Raw genomic sequence first — 14,193 nt, 5'->3', positions numbered from 1 at the left:
AGGCTCCATGCGTTCAGCCCAGACTCGACTCGTGCCGCAACTTGTCGCCGGCCGGGTTGACCGCTTCGCGCAGGAAGCCGAAACCGGTGCGTCGATCCAGACGGAACAGGGTGTTGGTGACGTACACGTCTTCACGCACGCCGACCACTTCCACCACTTCACTGACACAGCGGCGACCGTCGGGCATGCGGGTCAACTGAATGATCACGTCGAGTGCTGCGCAGATCATCTGCCGCAGGGTGCGTTCGGCCACCGTGCGGCCGGTCAGGCCGACCAGGGTTTCCAGGCGCAGCAACGCATCCTGGGCGTTGTTGGCGTGGACCGTGCTCATCGAGCCGTCGTGACCGGTGTTCATCGCCGTCAACACGTCGAGCACTTCGACGCCGCGGATTTCGCCGAGAATGATCCGGTCCGGGCGCATCCGCAGGGCGTTGCGGATCAGGTCGCTGGCCTTGACCTCGCCATGGCCCTCGGCATTCGGCGGCCGGGTTTCCAGACGCACCACGTGGGGATGGCCGAGTTGCAGTTCGGCGACGTCTTCGATGGTCACCAGTCGTTCATGGGGGTTGATCAGCTGGCTGAGGATATTCAGCAGCGTGGTCTTGCCGGTGCCCGTGCCGCCGCTGATCAGGATATTGCAGCGCTTGCCCACGGCCTCCTGGAAACACTCGAAAATCGGCAGGTCGATGGTCTGCATGGCGATCAGGTCGCTGCTCTTGAGCATGTCCTTGCGGAATTTTCGAATCGACAGGCACGGGCCGTCGAGGGCGATCGGCGGGATGATCGCGTTGACGCGGCTGCCGTCGGGCAGGCGCGCATCGACCATCGGCGAAGACTCGTCCAGCCGCCGACCGAGCGGCGCAAGAATGCGCTGCATGACCCGTTCGACGTGGTGCGCATCGATAAAGCGCAGGTCACTCTGATGCAGTACCCCGTCACGCTCGACGAACACCCGATGCGGGCCGTTGACCAGGATTTCGGTGACGGCGGTGTCGCGCAGCAAGACTTCCAGCGGACCGAAGCCGGTCAGCTCATCGACGATTTCTTCCCCCAGCCGCTCCATCTCGTAACGGGAAATCGCCAGGTGCAGACGGGCGATGTATTCGGCGACCTTGTCGGTCACAAATTGCGCCAGCAACTGCCGCGAGCCTTCCAGCAGGTTTTTCCCGGACTCCTCGATGGCATCGATGATGTAGCGATGCAGCACCAGTTTCAGGCCTTCGTGGTCAACATTGCCCGACTGGCCTCGCGCCGGCGCACCGAAGAGTTTTTCCGGGCTCATGAGGTGCCTCGCAACCGGTCGAACCAGGTGACCTTGGGTTTGGCAAGACCTTCGGAGCGCTTGGCCAGCCGTTCGCCGAGTACCCGCAGGCTCTGGGTGAGTTTTTCCCTGGGCGCCAGTTCAAACAGGCTGACGCCCTGGTTCTTGGCGTTCATGCGCAGCTCCGGACTCAAGGCCAATACCGCGATCACTTCCAGGTTGAAGGTCTTGCCGAGAGTGTCCGCATCTGGCGCAACGTTGCTCAGATAGCGGTCGACCAACAGCCGTCCGTGATCGAGCTTCATGCCTTTTTCCCGCCACAGATTGAATACCGCCAGATTGCGCCGGCAATCGAGCACGCTCTGGTCGGTGTACCAGATCAGCTTGTCGCAATGGCTGACAAAGGTCCGCAGGGCCTCGCTGTCAGGCTGGCCGGTGAGGTTCACGACGATGTGCTGGAAGTGCTGGCGCAAGGCGCTGAGCAGCATGAACAGCTCGGCGGCGCTGGTGCTTTCCAGGGGGGCGTCATTGTCGGCGTAGGCCAGAATCCGCAGCCCCGCTTCGGCACTGGTGAACGCACTGTCGATCAGCGTGGCGTCGAGCCTGCGCAGGTGACGCAAGGCATCGCCGAAGTGGAACGAACTCTCCAGCCCCAGCAACGCCAGGCTGTCGCCACGGGGCAGCCCGAGGTCCAGCAGCAGCGTCTGCTGCCCGCTCTTTTGCACCACCAGTGCCATATGGTTGGCCAGCAGCGCGCCGTCGGAACTGCTCTGTACGCCGTACAACACCGTCAGGCCGCCCAGTTGCGCGTTGTGGGTCACCGGCGGCAGGCGTTTGCTCAAGCGGCGCACCAGCCCGGCCACTTCACTGGAGCGCGAGCCATAGGCGACGAAATCCCGGGCCCCGGCGCGCATCGCATTGAGTACAAGCTGATTGTCCATGCCGTCGCCGAGGGCAACGATCGCCAGCATCGGCTTGGCCTCCAGCGCGCCTTCGATCAGCGCGCTCTGGGCCACCACGTGTTCCCGGTCGAGGCCGACGAACACCAGGCTGGCGAAGGTGACGTCCACCAGCGCGAGCAATTCGTCGAGGCTGCCGCCACCGGCACTGACCACCTGGCCCAACGGCGCAAGCGCGCTTTGCAGCCACTCCAGGTCGGTGTTGTTGCGGGTGATGGCGAGGAAGGTCTGACTCAGGCTCTGGCTCATTGGGACAACCCGCTGCGCTTGTCGAAGTTACCGTTTTCCAGGAAAAACATGCGGTAGAAATTCGGGTCGTAGTTGCGCAGTTTTTCACCCGGCAACGACGGCAGTTGCGCCTCCGCCGAGAGCGGACGCACCAGGTGCGGGGTGACGATCATCAGCAGCTCTCGCTCTTCGCGCTTGATCTGCGAGCTCTTGAAAAAAGCCCCGAGCACCGGGATATCGCCCAGCCCGGGAAACTTGTCTACCTGGGAACTGTTGCTGGTACTGATCAAACCGCTGATGACAAAACTCTCACCATCGGCGAGGGAAATGCTGGTGTCGGTGCGGCGGATGGTCAGGGCCGGCACGGTGGTGCCGGCGATGTTCACCGCGTTGCTGAGGTCCAGTTCGCTGACTTCCGGCGCCACTTTCAGGGCGATGCGATCGTGGCTGATGATGGTGGGCGTCAGGGTCAGGCGGATGCCGAACTCCTTGTATTCGATCGACACGTTGTCGCTGCCGGAGCTGGGCACCGGAATCGGAATCTGCCCCCCTGCGAGGAAACTCGCACTCTGCCCGTTGAGGGCCACCAGGCTTGGCCGCGCCAGGGTATAGGCGAAGCCGCTGCCCTCAAGGGCATTGATGATCGCCATGGTCTTGCCGCCGATCCACGAGAAGTTGAACAGCGAGTTGTCCACCGGCAGTCGCGGTTGCGGGACGCCGTCGATGGGCGGCAACGTGCCGGGAGAACCGAACAGGAAATTACCGCGGGTGCCGATCAGCGAAGCCGAGGCCTGCTTGAGCTTGGTGCGGCTGACTTCGACAAAACGAATGTCGGTCTGCACCTGGGACGGCAACAGCGCATCATCCGACGGCAGCGCACCGGTGTTGGTGAGGGCCGAGGTGGCGGCGCCCTTGACGAACACCATGCTCTGGCGCGGCTCGCTGGAGCAGCCGGTCCAGACCATCAGACTGGTAGCGCCCGGCGCCACGGCGGTAAGCAGAAACGATGAGTTGCCATTGGCATGCACGTCGGCGATTTTCGGATCGCCGATGGCCAGGCGCGTGATCGCCACCGGTGATTGCATGTCCTGCTGCCAGCCTTCGTTGATTTCGATCACTGGCGGCAAGCGCCCGAGGGCCGCGCAGTTGCCGGTGGCCGCCTGCGCGGCATTGATTGACAGTCCCATCAGCAGCATGGCCCGGAGCACGGGATTGACGATCGGCCAGGAACGACTCTGCATGCACTTGGATCCTTGCTCAGTCATGGGTTTTGTGGGTTGGTCTGATTGCCGCGAATCACTTCCACCGCGGGCCGTATCGCACCGCTGTGGTCGCTGCCGGGCGCGGTTTTCGGCGCGGTCCCCAGCGCCAACTGAGTGAACTGGAAGAGTTGGCTGTTGGCGGCCACCAGTTTGTCCGGCGCCTGACGTTCGCCGGCCCAGTACCTGGCCAGGCGCTGTTCTTCGCTGCTGCGCACGGCCAGGCGCAACGTCCCGACCTGGGTGGCGAGCATCATTCGACTCAACAACTGTTCAGGCACCGCCAGCACCACGGTGCGCGCGGTGAGCCGGCGCTGGTCCTGTTTGATCTTGTCGTCGGCACTCATGGCGGGAGCGGACGGTTGACCGTCGTTGGTCAGGCCGTATTGTTCGCCGACACCGAGCACGCGCATGGCCGGCACCACAATTTGCGCCGACTGCTGCGGGTTGCTGGCGTCCTGGCGCAGGAACAACAGCACGTCGACGTAATCCCCGGGGATCAACTGCCCGGCCGCGCCGATCACCTCATCAACTGACACGGCCAGCGCGCGCTCGTCACTGTGGATCATGCGCGCCAGTGTGCCGCCGGCCTCGAAGCTTTCTTCGTTGAGCCAGGTGCCGGCACTCAGGTGACGCCACGGAGTGCGACCCATTGCCTGCTCGATGGTGCCGAGGCTGCCGGCGGGGGCGCTGCGCAGTTTTTCAACGGCCAGATCGGCGGCAGTGAGGGGGGTGAAGGGCGGGACGTCACGCACCAGGACCACGACCGGCTGGCGGGTCTGGTCTTCGGCGGCAGCGACGGTTTTTTCGACGGTGACCACCGTCGGCGCGGGGGCCTCGGCAACCGGAGCAGGTTGCCGGCTGAGCACCAGCCCCCAATATCCGACAACGATGGCCCCCAGTAAAAGCGCCGCTGCAAGGCCAATGGTCACACGACTGTTCATGACGGCTCTCCCTTTCCTGCTGCACTACCAGCCCGCACTTCCTACCAAGGGAACATCGCAATCAGGCAGCTATGAACATCCAACTATTTCGCTATTTCCACGCTAGCTGAAACAAGCCAAAACGCCATTAGTGACAGACAAATAACCCACGAAAGTATGGGTGTTGGCCAATCAGCAGTCGAAATGCCGAGTTTGACGAAACGACTAATCCTTTATGACTAATCCGTTCTTACAGTTGTTGGGTGGGGGTTTGTTGACAATGCTCAAATGGCACGGCGAACGCTTTGTCGCTGCTGTGACATCGGCGCCAGGAGCGCAAAGGAGTGGGCATATGTTTCGAATGATCGTTGATTATTTAATGGCCAGAGCTTTGCTGCTCTACAAACATGAAGACGGTGCGTCGGCAATTGAATACGCCATCGTCGTGGCCATGGTCGCCGTGGTGGTGGTCGTTTTCGTCACTCCGCTGGGTGATCGGATGCTGGCGATCTTCAACAACGTTCTGGTGTCACTGGGCGGCACGACGCAAACCCGGCCAACGCCATAAGCCACAGCATGGTTGCGCCAGCACCTTGCTGATGTCGGGCTACACTCGATCTACCATTCAGCTTTCAGGTACTGCCCATGAACGTGTCTTCTTCCTCACGCCAACAGTTGCTTCTGGTTGACGACGAAGAGGACGCGTTGCTGGAGCTGGCGGAGTTGCTGGAAGGCGAAGGCTTCGTCTGTCATACCGCCACCTCGGTCAAACTCGCCCTGCATCACCTGACCCGCCATCCCGATATCGCTCTGGTAATCACCGATCTGCGCATGCCGGAGGAAAGCGGCATGTCGCTGATCAAGCGCCTGCGCGAGCACACCTCGCGCCAGCATCTGCCGGTGATCGTGACGTCGGGGCACGCGGACATGGAGGATGTGAGCGACATGCTGCGGTTGCAGGTGCTCGACCTGTTCCGCAAGCCGATCTATCACGTGCGGCTGCTGGAGACCCTGGACAATCTGTTTCCCAAGCCAAAGGTCAATGTCTCCTGAGTGCTCATGCAGCTTCTACTTCGAATACGCCGATCTTGAAATTGACGCCATTCGTTTGACATTTTGATGGTGTCGAAATGATGGCTCATGTACATTCCCCGCGCCCAAACCGGACGACCTGGTGGGTTCGGTAGGGATGCCTGAGTGAATTCGATACCCCTGCTGAAACTGTTTTTCATGTTTTGGAAGGGAATCTCGTTTGAATACTGATCGTTTGCGCCACTCGCTTCTGGCGTTGTCCATCGCTGTGGCTTCGCTGCACGCCTGCGTTGTTTCCGCTGCCGGTGCCAGTCTGAGTTATGACCTGAGCGGTGGGCCATTGAACAGCAATCTGCAGAACTACGGTCTTGTCGATCTGAACGGCAACGGGATCATTACTCCCGGCTCGCCGTCGACCTTGACCTACGGCGCCCAGTTCATGGGGCTGGCGGCTGACCAGTTGCGCAATAACGGCACTATCCGGATTGACGGGGCCAATCATGGCATCGGTATCAATCTGGGAGCCGCCGGTGCGACGCCAACCACTGTCGCCTACAGTGTGATCAACAAGGGTTCCATTATTGTTCACGGCCTGGCGGGGTCCGGCAGCTCAACCGGTTTTTCCGACATCGGCAGCACATTCAACGGCTCGCTTTCCAACGACGGGCTGATCGATGTCAGTGGGGCGACTGCCGGCGGCGTGATGTTGGTACATACCCAGCTGGCTGGAGTCACCAACAACGGCACAATCAATGTTGCCGGCCCTGATGCATTGGGTCTGTTCCTCGACGGTGCCACTCTCAAAAGCATCGTGAACAACACGGGCACCATTCGCGCCACCGGAGCAAACGCCGAAGCCGTCACTTTCGAAGGCGTTAACTTCAATACTTCGGCGGGGACGGGTGGTTTCAATCTGTTCAACTCCGGGACGATCTACGGCGAGTCGATTGGTGTGCATGTCAGCGGTCAGGCTCTCAATGCGTTGCCGTTTACCATTTATCAACTGACCGGTTCGATCGAGGGTGGCACGGCGGCAATCCAGGTCGATGACGGCGAAAGCTATTTCGACTTTTTCGGCGGTACGGTCAAAGGGGATCTGATCGGCCTGTCCGGCGTGATCATCGACGGCGATGCGGTTTTCGACGGTTCGACCATCAAATCCGGTTACGTGACCATCGAGGACGGGACGCTGACGCTGGTGAAACCACACACCACGATCATCGGTGACTTCGATATGGAAGAGTCCGACTCGGTGCTGGAAATGTACCTGGGCAATGACACCAATCCGGCGTTGCCGGTGTTGAAGGTCACGGGCACTACCGATATCGCGCCGGGTGCGACGTTGCGTCTTTTGGCGCGCTCCAGTGATTTCCGTGTGACACAGGGTGGTACGAAGTACACCCTGATCAGCTCGGGCAGTCTGGTCGGCGGCAATAACCTCACCGTGACCTCTTCCTCTGCTTTGCTGGATGTGAAGAGTTTTGGGGTTGTGGGCAGCGACATCACGTCAGTGGTGACCAACAAGTCCGAAGAGGTGTTGGCGCAAAACACCCTTGTGGCGGGTGGCAGTCGCAATGCCGCAACGGTTGTGGGCCGCGTGTCGAGTCTGTTGTCGCGGCTCGATGAGCAGGATCCGGTGTTCCAGGCGTTCGCCAACGCCAGCACCGATGCGCAATTGGCGCGGTTGTCCGAAACCCTCAGCCCGGATGTCAGCCGTGGGGTGCTTCACGCGGCCACCAACAGTCAGACGCTGGTGTCGGGCGTCATCAATGATCGCTCCAGCCGTGCCCGTACCAGTGGCGCTGCCACGGACAAAGGTGTCTGGCTGCAAGCCTTGAGCAGCGACGCCAACCAGGATGAGCGTCGTGGTGTCAGTGGTTACGATGCCGACAGCCACGGCATCGCCGTGGGTGCCGATGGCCAGTTGAATGCTGATCTGGCGGTCGGTCTGGCGTACAGCTACCTCGACACCGATGTGAAATCCGATCGTGGCAACAAGACCCAGGTCACCGGCCATGCGCTGACCCTGTACGGCAACTGGACGCACGACAACTGGTTCGTTGATTCGTCGCTGATGTATGGCTGGAACGACAACGAGTCGCGCCGCTACATCGCCGGTACCCGCGCCAAGGGTGATTACGACAGCAACGTATTCGGCGTCAGCGCGCTGGCCGGGTACACCGTGCGCCTGATGCCGGATGTGGTGCTGGAGCCGCAGGTCGGGGCGCGTTACGCCAATGTGGGCATGGACAGCTATCGCGAGAAGGGCAGTTCGGCTTCGCTGAATGTCGGCAGTCAGCGCTATGAGGTGGGCGAGATGGGTGTCGGCGCGCGTCTGGCGGCGGCATTCGATGTGGGCACCGGCAGCCTCGAACCCGAAGCGAAGCTGATGGCCTGGCACGACGTCATTGGCGACAAGACCGGCACCACGTCGTCGTTCGTGCTGGGCGGCGATTCGTTCACCAGCCGTGGCACCACCCCGGTTCGTGACAGTTATGAACTGGGTCTGGGCGCCAACTATCGGATGGGCGCGTGGAGCGTCGGCGGGTCTTACAACTACGTGACCGCCAGCGGTTTTGACGCTGACGGTTTCACGGCGAAAGTCCGCTACGCCTTCTGATTCAGCGGTCGGTCGTGCTACAGCTGATAACTGAAGCTGATGCTGTAACGTGGCCGGCGATTGAACGTATCCAGCGCTTCATCCGACATCGCCTTGGCGGCTTCCAGGGCGATGTTGTAGTACTTCGCATCGCCGAATCTCAGGCCGAGCGCCGCCGATGACAGGTTATTGGCCTGTACCGGCAATTCATTGAACCAGCTGCGCGAGCGATCGAGCACGAAGTACGGTTGCAGGATGCGCACCCAATTGCCGTCGCGGTTGAAGCTGTAGTTGATTTCGTAAGCCACGCCCCAGCCCTTGTCGCCGGACGCCTGATCATCGGGATAACCACGGCCGAAATTCTGCCCGCCGAACACCGCACGCTCACTGTCGGGCAGGGTGTCGTCGCTCCAGTACAACGCGGCTGACAGTACGCCTTGCCAGTTATCAAAGAACTTGTCGCTCTGCACCCCCGACAGACGCACCCTGAAAAAATCGAGGTCGATGGCGCTGTTGTTGGTGTGCGCGCCCAGGCTGTCGAAGCCCTGGTACACGCCGCCGCTGAGAATGCGCAGTTGCCGGGCATCGGCCTTGCGCCAGTCGCTTTCGAAGGCGAGGGCGCGGATGTCGGTGCGTTCTTCGACGCTCAGCGGGTAGCCGATCACGTTGTAGCGGGTCTTGTCATTGACGGCGTACAGGCGTGATCCGGCAGTCAGCAGTTCATCCGAGGCGGCAATCAGCGGCAAGGTGAAACCGAGCGAATAACGGTCGTTTTCGCGGTGTGGCTTGAGTTCCAGTCCGTTGTTCAACAGCACATTGGTGCCAGGATCGGCCCGGTAGCGCGAGGCCGACAGGCTCAGTTGCGCGCCTTCGTCGTTGATGAACTGGTTGTAGTCCAGCCGGTAGTAATGCTCGTGATCATCTCCCGGTGGAAACAGGCCGCTGAGGCTCAACTGTTCGCCCATTGAGGTTTGTGAATTGCTGCTGACGCCGAGCAATGCCTGGGTGCCGTTGCGGTTGTCTTCGGTGGTGCTCAGGGTGCTGGTGAACGGCTTGCGACTGGCCTGGGCCACCAGCGTGGTTGCACCGTCGGTGGTGCCGGGCGGCGGCACCTGGGCCTGGATCGTCACGCCGGGAATGCGGGTCATCAGTGTGGTGTAGCGCTCGAACGTCTTGCGCGTCAGCGGGCGTTCGGCCTGGAGCTTGGCGGCCAATCGGTCGAGCAGGGCTTTGACCCGCCCGACGTCGCCCGCGATCTGCACGTCCCGCACGTAGCCTTCCACCAGCACGACGCGCGCCACGCCGTCGTCGAAGGTCTGTTGTGGCAGGAAGGCGTATGACAGCAGATAACCGTCCTGCTGGTAGCGACGGGTGATGTTGCGGGTGGCTTCGATCAGGTCGGCGAGGCTGCTCTCGCGGCCGATCAGCGGTTTGTAGATTTCGGCCAGTTCGTTCAGCGGGTAGAGCGTGCCGCCTTCGATCTGCACAGTCCTGAGGTTGATCTTCGTGCCCATCAGCAACGGCTGGGCGGCCGTGGCACCGGGCTCCGGCACTTGCAGCGGCGCCGCGTTCGGCCGGTAGGCGTCGGCGGGCAGGTTCGGCACCGGCAGGTTGCGAATGGTTTCGTTGCTGTTGAGAAAGCTGGGCAGGGTGTCGGCGAGGGTTGTGCAACTGAGACTGAGAAACAGCAGGGATGCCATAACGCGCATAGGACACTCCATGTTCAAACCCCAGCACCGGGCGGGTTTTCTCCTAAGAAAAAAGCGGAAGACTCGTGGGAATCTTCCGCCCTCAACCAAGCGTAGGCGCTGTAGGTTCGGCCGTCGAATCGGCCAGGTGCAAATCAGCGATTGTTCCCTCCCAACGCGCCGGTCAGGCCGCCGAGAACGCCGCCCAGTCCGCCGCCAGTCCCGGTGGCAGTGCCACCGTTGACCAGTCCGCCGACCGCAGTGACGGTGTTGCCCACCGTGGTGACAGTGTTGCCGACCGCCGCCACGACCGGGTTGCTGTTGGTGCCGGCGATCGCGTTGCCCAGATTGCCGACGGCGCCGCCAACCTGGCTGGTGAGACCCGCGACCGGAGTGCCGAGCCCGGTGGTGGCGCCGACGTTCTGGGTCAGGCTGGTGACCGCGGTGGTGACTGGCGCAAGTCCGGCACCCACGTTGTTGCCCAGGGTTGCCAGGGGAGTGGTCGGGCTGGTGATCGGCGAGCCCGAACCGCCGAGCACGGTGTTGAGCGAGGCCACGGTGTTGCCGGCCGCTGCCAGAACACCACCCGGTGCGGCGAGGCTGCCATTGCCGCTGCTCAACCCGGCGCCGACGTTCACGACTGCGCCGCCGACGGTTTGCAGCAGGCCATTGCTGCCCAGACCGCCACCGACGCCCGTTCCCGAACCGGTGCCGTTGTCTACCAGCCCGCCGGCCTTGCCGACCGCAGTGCCGACATTGCTCAGGGCACCGCCGACGGTGTTGGTCAGGGCGTTGCCGTTGCCGGCGACAGTGACCTTGTCACCCACGCCGTCAACCGTGCTGCCGACCTTCTGGACCAAACCGTTCAACGGCGCGCCCAGCCCTGTAGCCGTACCGAGTTTGTCCGTGGTGCTTTCGACCATGGCAATCACCGGCACCAGTTTGCTGCCGACTTCTTTGGTAACCGAGCCGAGCGGGCCGGTGGTGGTGGCGGTGCTGAGGGTGTCGCCGAGCATGGTGACCTTTTCGCCGACCCCGTTGAGCACTGGGGCGACCTTGGTTACCACACCGCCAACCACGGGGACGCTGCCCGTGGCAGTGGCCAGTTTGCCGCTCAGGTCGGACACGCCGTTACCCACATCCTGCACCACGCCGCCGACCGCCGAAGCGGTAACGCCCAGACCATTGTCGGTGGTCGCCAGTTTGCCGATGCCGTTGGCTACGCCGTCACCCAGCGTGGTCACTACGTTGCCGGCAGTCCGGGCCGCGCTTTGCACCACGCCGCCAACGACAGGCACGCCGCTCAGGGAGTCACCGACCTGGCCGACACCATCGCCGACGCCGCTGACGGTATTGCCGACGTCCTGCACCAGGGTGGTGGTAACCAGAGGTGTCGGTGTACTCGGGTTGGTTGGGTTGGTCGGATCCGTCGGGTCGGTGGGATTGGTCGGATTGGTCGGATCCGTTGTCCCTCCCGTTCCACCAGTACCACCGGTGCCGCCAGTGCCGCCAGTGCCCGCGGTGTCTCCGGCTCCACCCGTGCCACCAGTACCTGCAGTCGAGCTGTCGGGGGAAGAACTGCCGGAACTGCTGTGATGACCGCCGCCGCCACTGCTGCAACCGGCCAGACCGAGGGAGAGAATGAGGGCCAGTGCCGTTGCCGATTTGCACCACGCCGCCTGAGCTTTCATCTGAGTTTTCATGAGCGTTATTCCTTGCACCTGTCACAACGTTTGTTGTTTTCGATGGCCCGCCGATTCTGTTGCCGGCAGTGCCTTCGTCCGTTGTGCTCATATCAGTCGCAAGGCCGGATCCACGCCATTCTCAAGTTGGTATTAACGCCTTTATGCAGGGGGCTGCGAATGCCGCCTAACGACTAATACCGAGGATATAGGCGCGCAAAAAAAAGCCTTGAAAATCAAGGCTGGGTTTCGGCGAGGGATGTTTGTGCGGCGCGGGAAAACTTAAGTGATATATACACAATTGAGCAGGTTTTCCCGGCCTCGATCTCAGGCCACAGGCTGCCAGTTGCCCACCATGTGCTCCAGATCCCCGGCGCCGATCAGGCGCAACTCACCGCTGGAACCGGCAGCGCTGGCGAACAGGCTCACCTCGCTCGGCAGGCGCACCGGTTTGCGAAAGTGCACGGTGACCTCAAGGTTGGCCTTGGGCAGATGATCCGCCAGTGCCGCCAGGGTGCGGGCCTTGTTCCACAGACCGTGGGCGATGGCCGCAGGGAAACCGAAGAGTTTGGCGCTGGCGGCACTCAGATGGATCGGGTTGTAGTCGCCGGAGACTTTCGCGTACTGCCGGCCGATGTCCGCCGGGGCCTTCCATTGCGCCACTTGCATCAGCGGCAGCGCCGGCTCCCAGGCCTGTTCGACCGGTTCGCCTTCAAGCTTCACGCCACGACAGAGCATCCGGCTTTCGGCTTCCCACAACGGGCCAAGTTGATCGTCGAGGGTGGTCAGCAGATCGAAGGTCGCGCCTTTGGGATGGGGTTGCAGGTTATGCACCCGGACGCTGACTTGCGCACGACTGATCCCGCCCATCGGCCGCAATACGCGGATGCGATTGCTCAGATGAATCAGCCCCAGCAGCGGGAACGGAAAGTCTTTGGCAGTCAGCAATTGCATCTGCAGCGCGAACGCGAGGATATGCGGATAGGTCGGTGGCAGCAGGCCGTCATCGGCGAAACCGCAGACCTTGCGATAGGCCGCCAGACGTTTGCCATCCACCTCGACGGCGCAGCGCAAACCGCTGTCGGGCAGGGTGGTGCCGGTGATTTTGCGTCGGGTCGCCGCCCGGGCATACAGCCCCGGCAGGCTCGGTTCCTGGTGCAGCGTTTGCCATTCGATGCTCATGTTCAGGCCCCCAGAACGCTTTGGCCGCACACCCGCAGCGCTTGCCCGGTGAACGCGCCGGTGCCCGGCTGGGCCAGCCAGGCCACGGCTTCGGCGACGTCCTGCGGCAGGCCGCCCTGGCCCAGCGAACTCATGCGCCGCCCGGCCTCGCGCAGGCCGAACGGGATGTGCGCAGTCATCTGGGTCTCGATGAATCCCGGCGCCACGGCATTGATGCTGATACCGCGTTCCAGCAGGGTCGGCGCCCAGGCCTGGGCCAGTCCGATCAGCCCGGCCTTGCTTGCCGCGTAGTTGGTCTGCCCGCGATTGCCGGCGATGCCGCTGATCGAGGCCAGCAGAATGACCCGGGCGTTATCGCGCAGAGTGCCGCTGTCGAGCAGGGCTTTGGTCAGCACTTGCGGTGCGTTGAGGTTGACCGCCAACACCGCGTCCCAGAATTCCGGCGTCATGTTGGCCAGGGTCTTGTCACGGGTGATGCCGGCGTTGTGCACCAGAATGTCGAGGCCGTCCGGCAGCTGTTCGATCAGTTGCGCGGCAGCATCTTCGGCGCAGATGTCGAGGGTGATGGCGCGTCCGCCGAGACGTGCGGCGAGGGCTTCGAGATCGGTCTTGGCCGGCGGCACGTCGAGCAGGATCACTTCGGCGCCGTCACGGGCCAGGGTTTCGGCGATGGAGGCGCCGATGCCCCGCGCCGCGCCGGTGACCAACGCCTTGCGCCCGGTCAATGGGCGGGTCCAGTCGGTGACCTGAGTGGCGCAGGCCGTCAGACGGATCACTTGCCCGGAGACGAACGCGCTTTTCGGCGAGAGGAAAAACCGCAGCGGCCCTTCGAGCTGATCCTCGGCACCTTCGCCGACGTAGATCAGTTGCAGCGTGCCACCGCTGCGCAGTTCCTTGGCCAGCGAGCGAGAGAAGCCTTCAAGCGCTCGCTGTGCGCTGGCGGCAAACGGTTCACGCAAGGTTTCCGGGGCGCGGCCGAGAATCACCAGGTGCGCGCTGGTGTTGAGGTTTTTCATCAACGGCTGGAAGAACTCGCGCAGCTGCTTGAGCTGGTCGGTGTGCTGCAAATCGCTGGCGTCGAACACCACGGCCTTGAGTTTCGGGCCATGGCCGGGAATCCATTGGGTGGCGGTCGCCGGCTGGTCGCCGTAGCGGTAGATCGCGTCGGTCAGGCGATTGGCGAAGGTGCTGACCCGCTCGGCCAGCGGACCACCGCCGATCAGCAGCGCACCGTCCACCGGCCGCAGGCGCCCGGCCTGCCAGCGTTCCAGCCGCACCGGCGACGGCAGGCCCAGGGCTCCGACCAGACGGTGGCCGATGGACGAGTTGGCGAAGTCGATATAGCGGTCAGACATGGAACGCTCTCCAGAAGATGGGGTT

At 62.7% G+C, this 14,193-nt stretch carries 11 protein-coding genes; 3 read left to right on the top strand and 8 right to left on the bottom strand.

The genetic code is table 11. The annotated features are described in order from the left end of the window. Positions 1-13 precede the first annotated feature (13 nt). From AC07Y2_RS26120 to cpaB, 4 genes are read right to left on the bottom strand one after another with little or no spacing between them, the layout of a single operon-like run. Positions 14-1,282, bottom strand: coding sequence for a TadA family conjugal transfer-associated ATPase (locus AC07Y2_RS26120; protein ID WP_039772489.1), 1,269 nt, complete (start codon positions 1,280-1,282; stop codon positions 14-16). Continuing rightward, complete coding sequence (locus AC07Y2_RS26115; RefSeq protein WP_039772487.1) at positions 1,279-2,469, bottom strand: CpaE/TadZ family protein; 1,191 nt, start codon at positions 2,467-2,469, stop codon at positions 1,279-1,281. Before AC07Y2_RS26115 ends, AC07Y2_RS26120 begins: the two co-directional genes overlap by 4 nt. Beyond that, positions 2,466-3,689: a type II and III secretion system protein family protein gene (locus AC07Y2_RS26110; RefSeq protein WP_039772485.1), complete on the bottom strand. Its 1,224-nt coding sequence runs from the start codon at positions 3,687-3,689 to the stop codon at positions 2,466-2,468. Before AC07Y2_RS26110 ends, AC07Y2_RS26115 begins: the two co-directional genes overlap by 4 nt. A 20-nt stretch (positions 3,690-3,709) precedes the next feature. Beyond that, positions 3,710-4,651 carry a Flp pilus assembly protein CpaB gene (cpaB, locus tag AC07Y2_RS26105; protein ID WP_103387217.1) on the bottom strand — a complete coding sequence of 314 codons (942 nt, stop codon included), beginning with the start codon at positions 4,649-4,651 and terminating at the stop codon, positions 3,710-3,712. A gap of 331 nt (positions 4,652-4,982) precedes the next feature. Between cpaB and AC07Y2_RS26100 the strand changes: the two genes are divergently transcribed. The 3 genes from AC07Y2_RS26100 to AC07Y2_RS26090 all read left to right on the top strand — a co-directional run bounded on the left by AC07Y2_RS26100 (position 4,983) and on the right by AC07Y2_RS26090 (position 8,282). Then, positions 4,983-5,198, top strand: a complete 216-nt coding sequence (locus AC07Y2_RS26100; protein WP_092163870.1) for a Flp family type IVb pilin — start codon at positions 4,983-4,985, stop codon at positions 5,196-5,198. A gap of 77 nt (positions 5,199-5,275) precedes the next feature. Continuing rightward, positions 5,276-5,683 (top strand): response regulator, encoded by a 408-nt coding sequence (locus tag AC07Y2_RS26095; RefSeq protein ID WP_039772480.1) that lies wholly within the window; start codon positions 5,276-5,278, stop codon positions 5,681-5,683. A 199-nt stretch (positions 5,684-5,882) separates the two neighbouring features. Next, positions 5,883-8,282 carry an autotransporter family protein gene (locus AC07Y2_RS26090; RefSeq protein WP_103387216.1) on the top strand — a complete coding sequence of 800 codons (2,400 nt, stop codon included), beginning with the start codon at positions 5,883-5,885 and terminating at the stop codon, positions 8,280-8,282. A gap of 17 nt (positions 8,283-8,299) precedes the next feature. On the opposite strand, the gene AC07Y2_RS26085 is transcribed toward AC07Y2_RS26090, so the two are convergent. The 4 genes from AC07Y2_RS26085 to AC07Y2_RS26070 form a co-directional block, all read right to left on the bottom strand. Beyond that, the gene (locus tag AC07Y2_RS26085) at positions 8,300-9,970 is read right to left on the bottom strand and encodes a ShlB/FhaC/HecB family hemolysin secretion/activation protein (RefSeq protein ID WP_103387215.1); all 1,671 of its coding nucleotides are present in this window, start codon (positions 9,968-9,970) and stop codon (positions 8,300-8,302) included. 134 nt (positions 9,971-10,104) lie between these two features. Further along, the gene (locus tag AC07Y2_RS26080; RefSeq protein ID WP_178082886.1) at positions 10,105-11,652 is read right to left on the bottom strand and encodes a collagen-like triple helix repeat-containing protein; all 1,548 of its coding nucleotides are present in this window, start codon (positions 11,650-11,652) and stop codon (positions 10,105-10,107) included. A 306-nt stretch (positions 11,653-11,958) separates the two neighbouring features. After that, positions 11,959-12,813 (bottom strand): MaoC family dehydratase, encoded by an 855-nt coding sequence (locus AC07Y2_RS26075; protein ID WP_103387214.1) that lies wholly within the window; start codon positions 12,811-12,813, stop codon positions 11,959-11,961. A gap of 2 nt (positions 12,814-12,815) precedes the next feature. Further along, positions 12,816-14,168 carry a 3-oxoacyl-ACP reductase gene (locus AC07Y2_RS26070; protein ID WP_103387213.1) on the bottom strand — a complete coding sequence of 451 codons (1,353 nt, stop codon included), beginning with the start codon at positions 14,166-14,168 and terminating at the stop codon, positions 12,816-12,818. Positions 14,169-14,193: the final 25 nt, after the last annotated feature.

It is taken from the genome of Pseudomonas sp. GW456-12-1-14-TSB6, from assembly GCF_059424205.1.
Note: the sequence above shows the minus strand (reverse complement) of the source record. Positions and strands in the feature narration are given on the sequence as shown.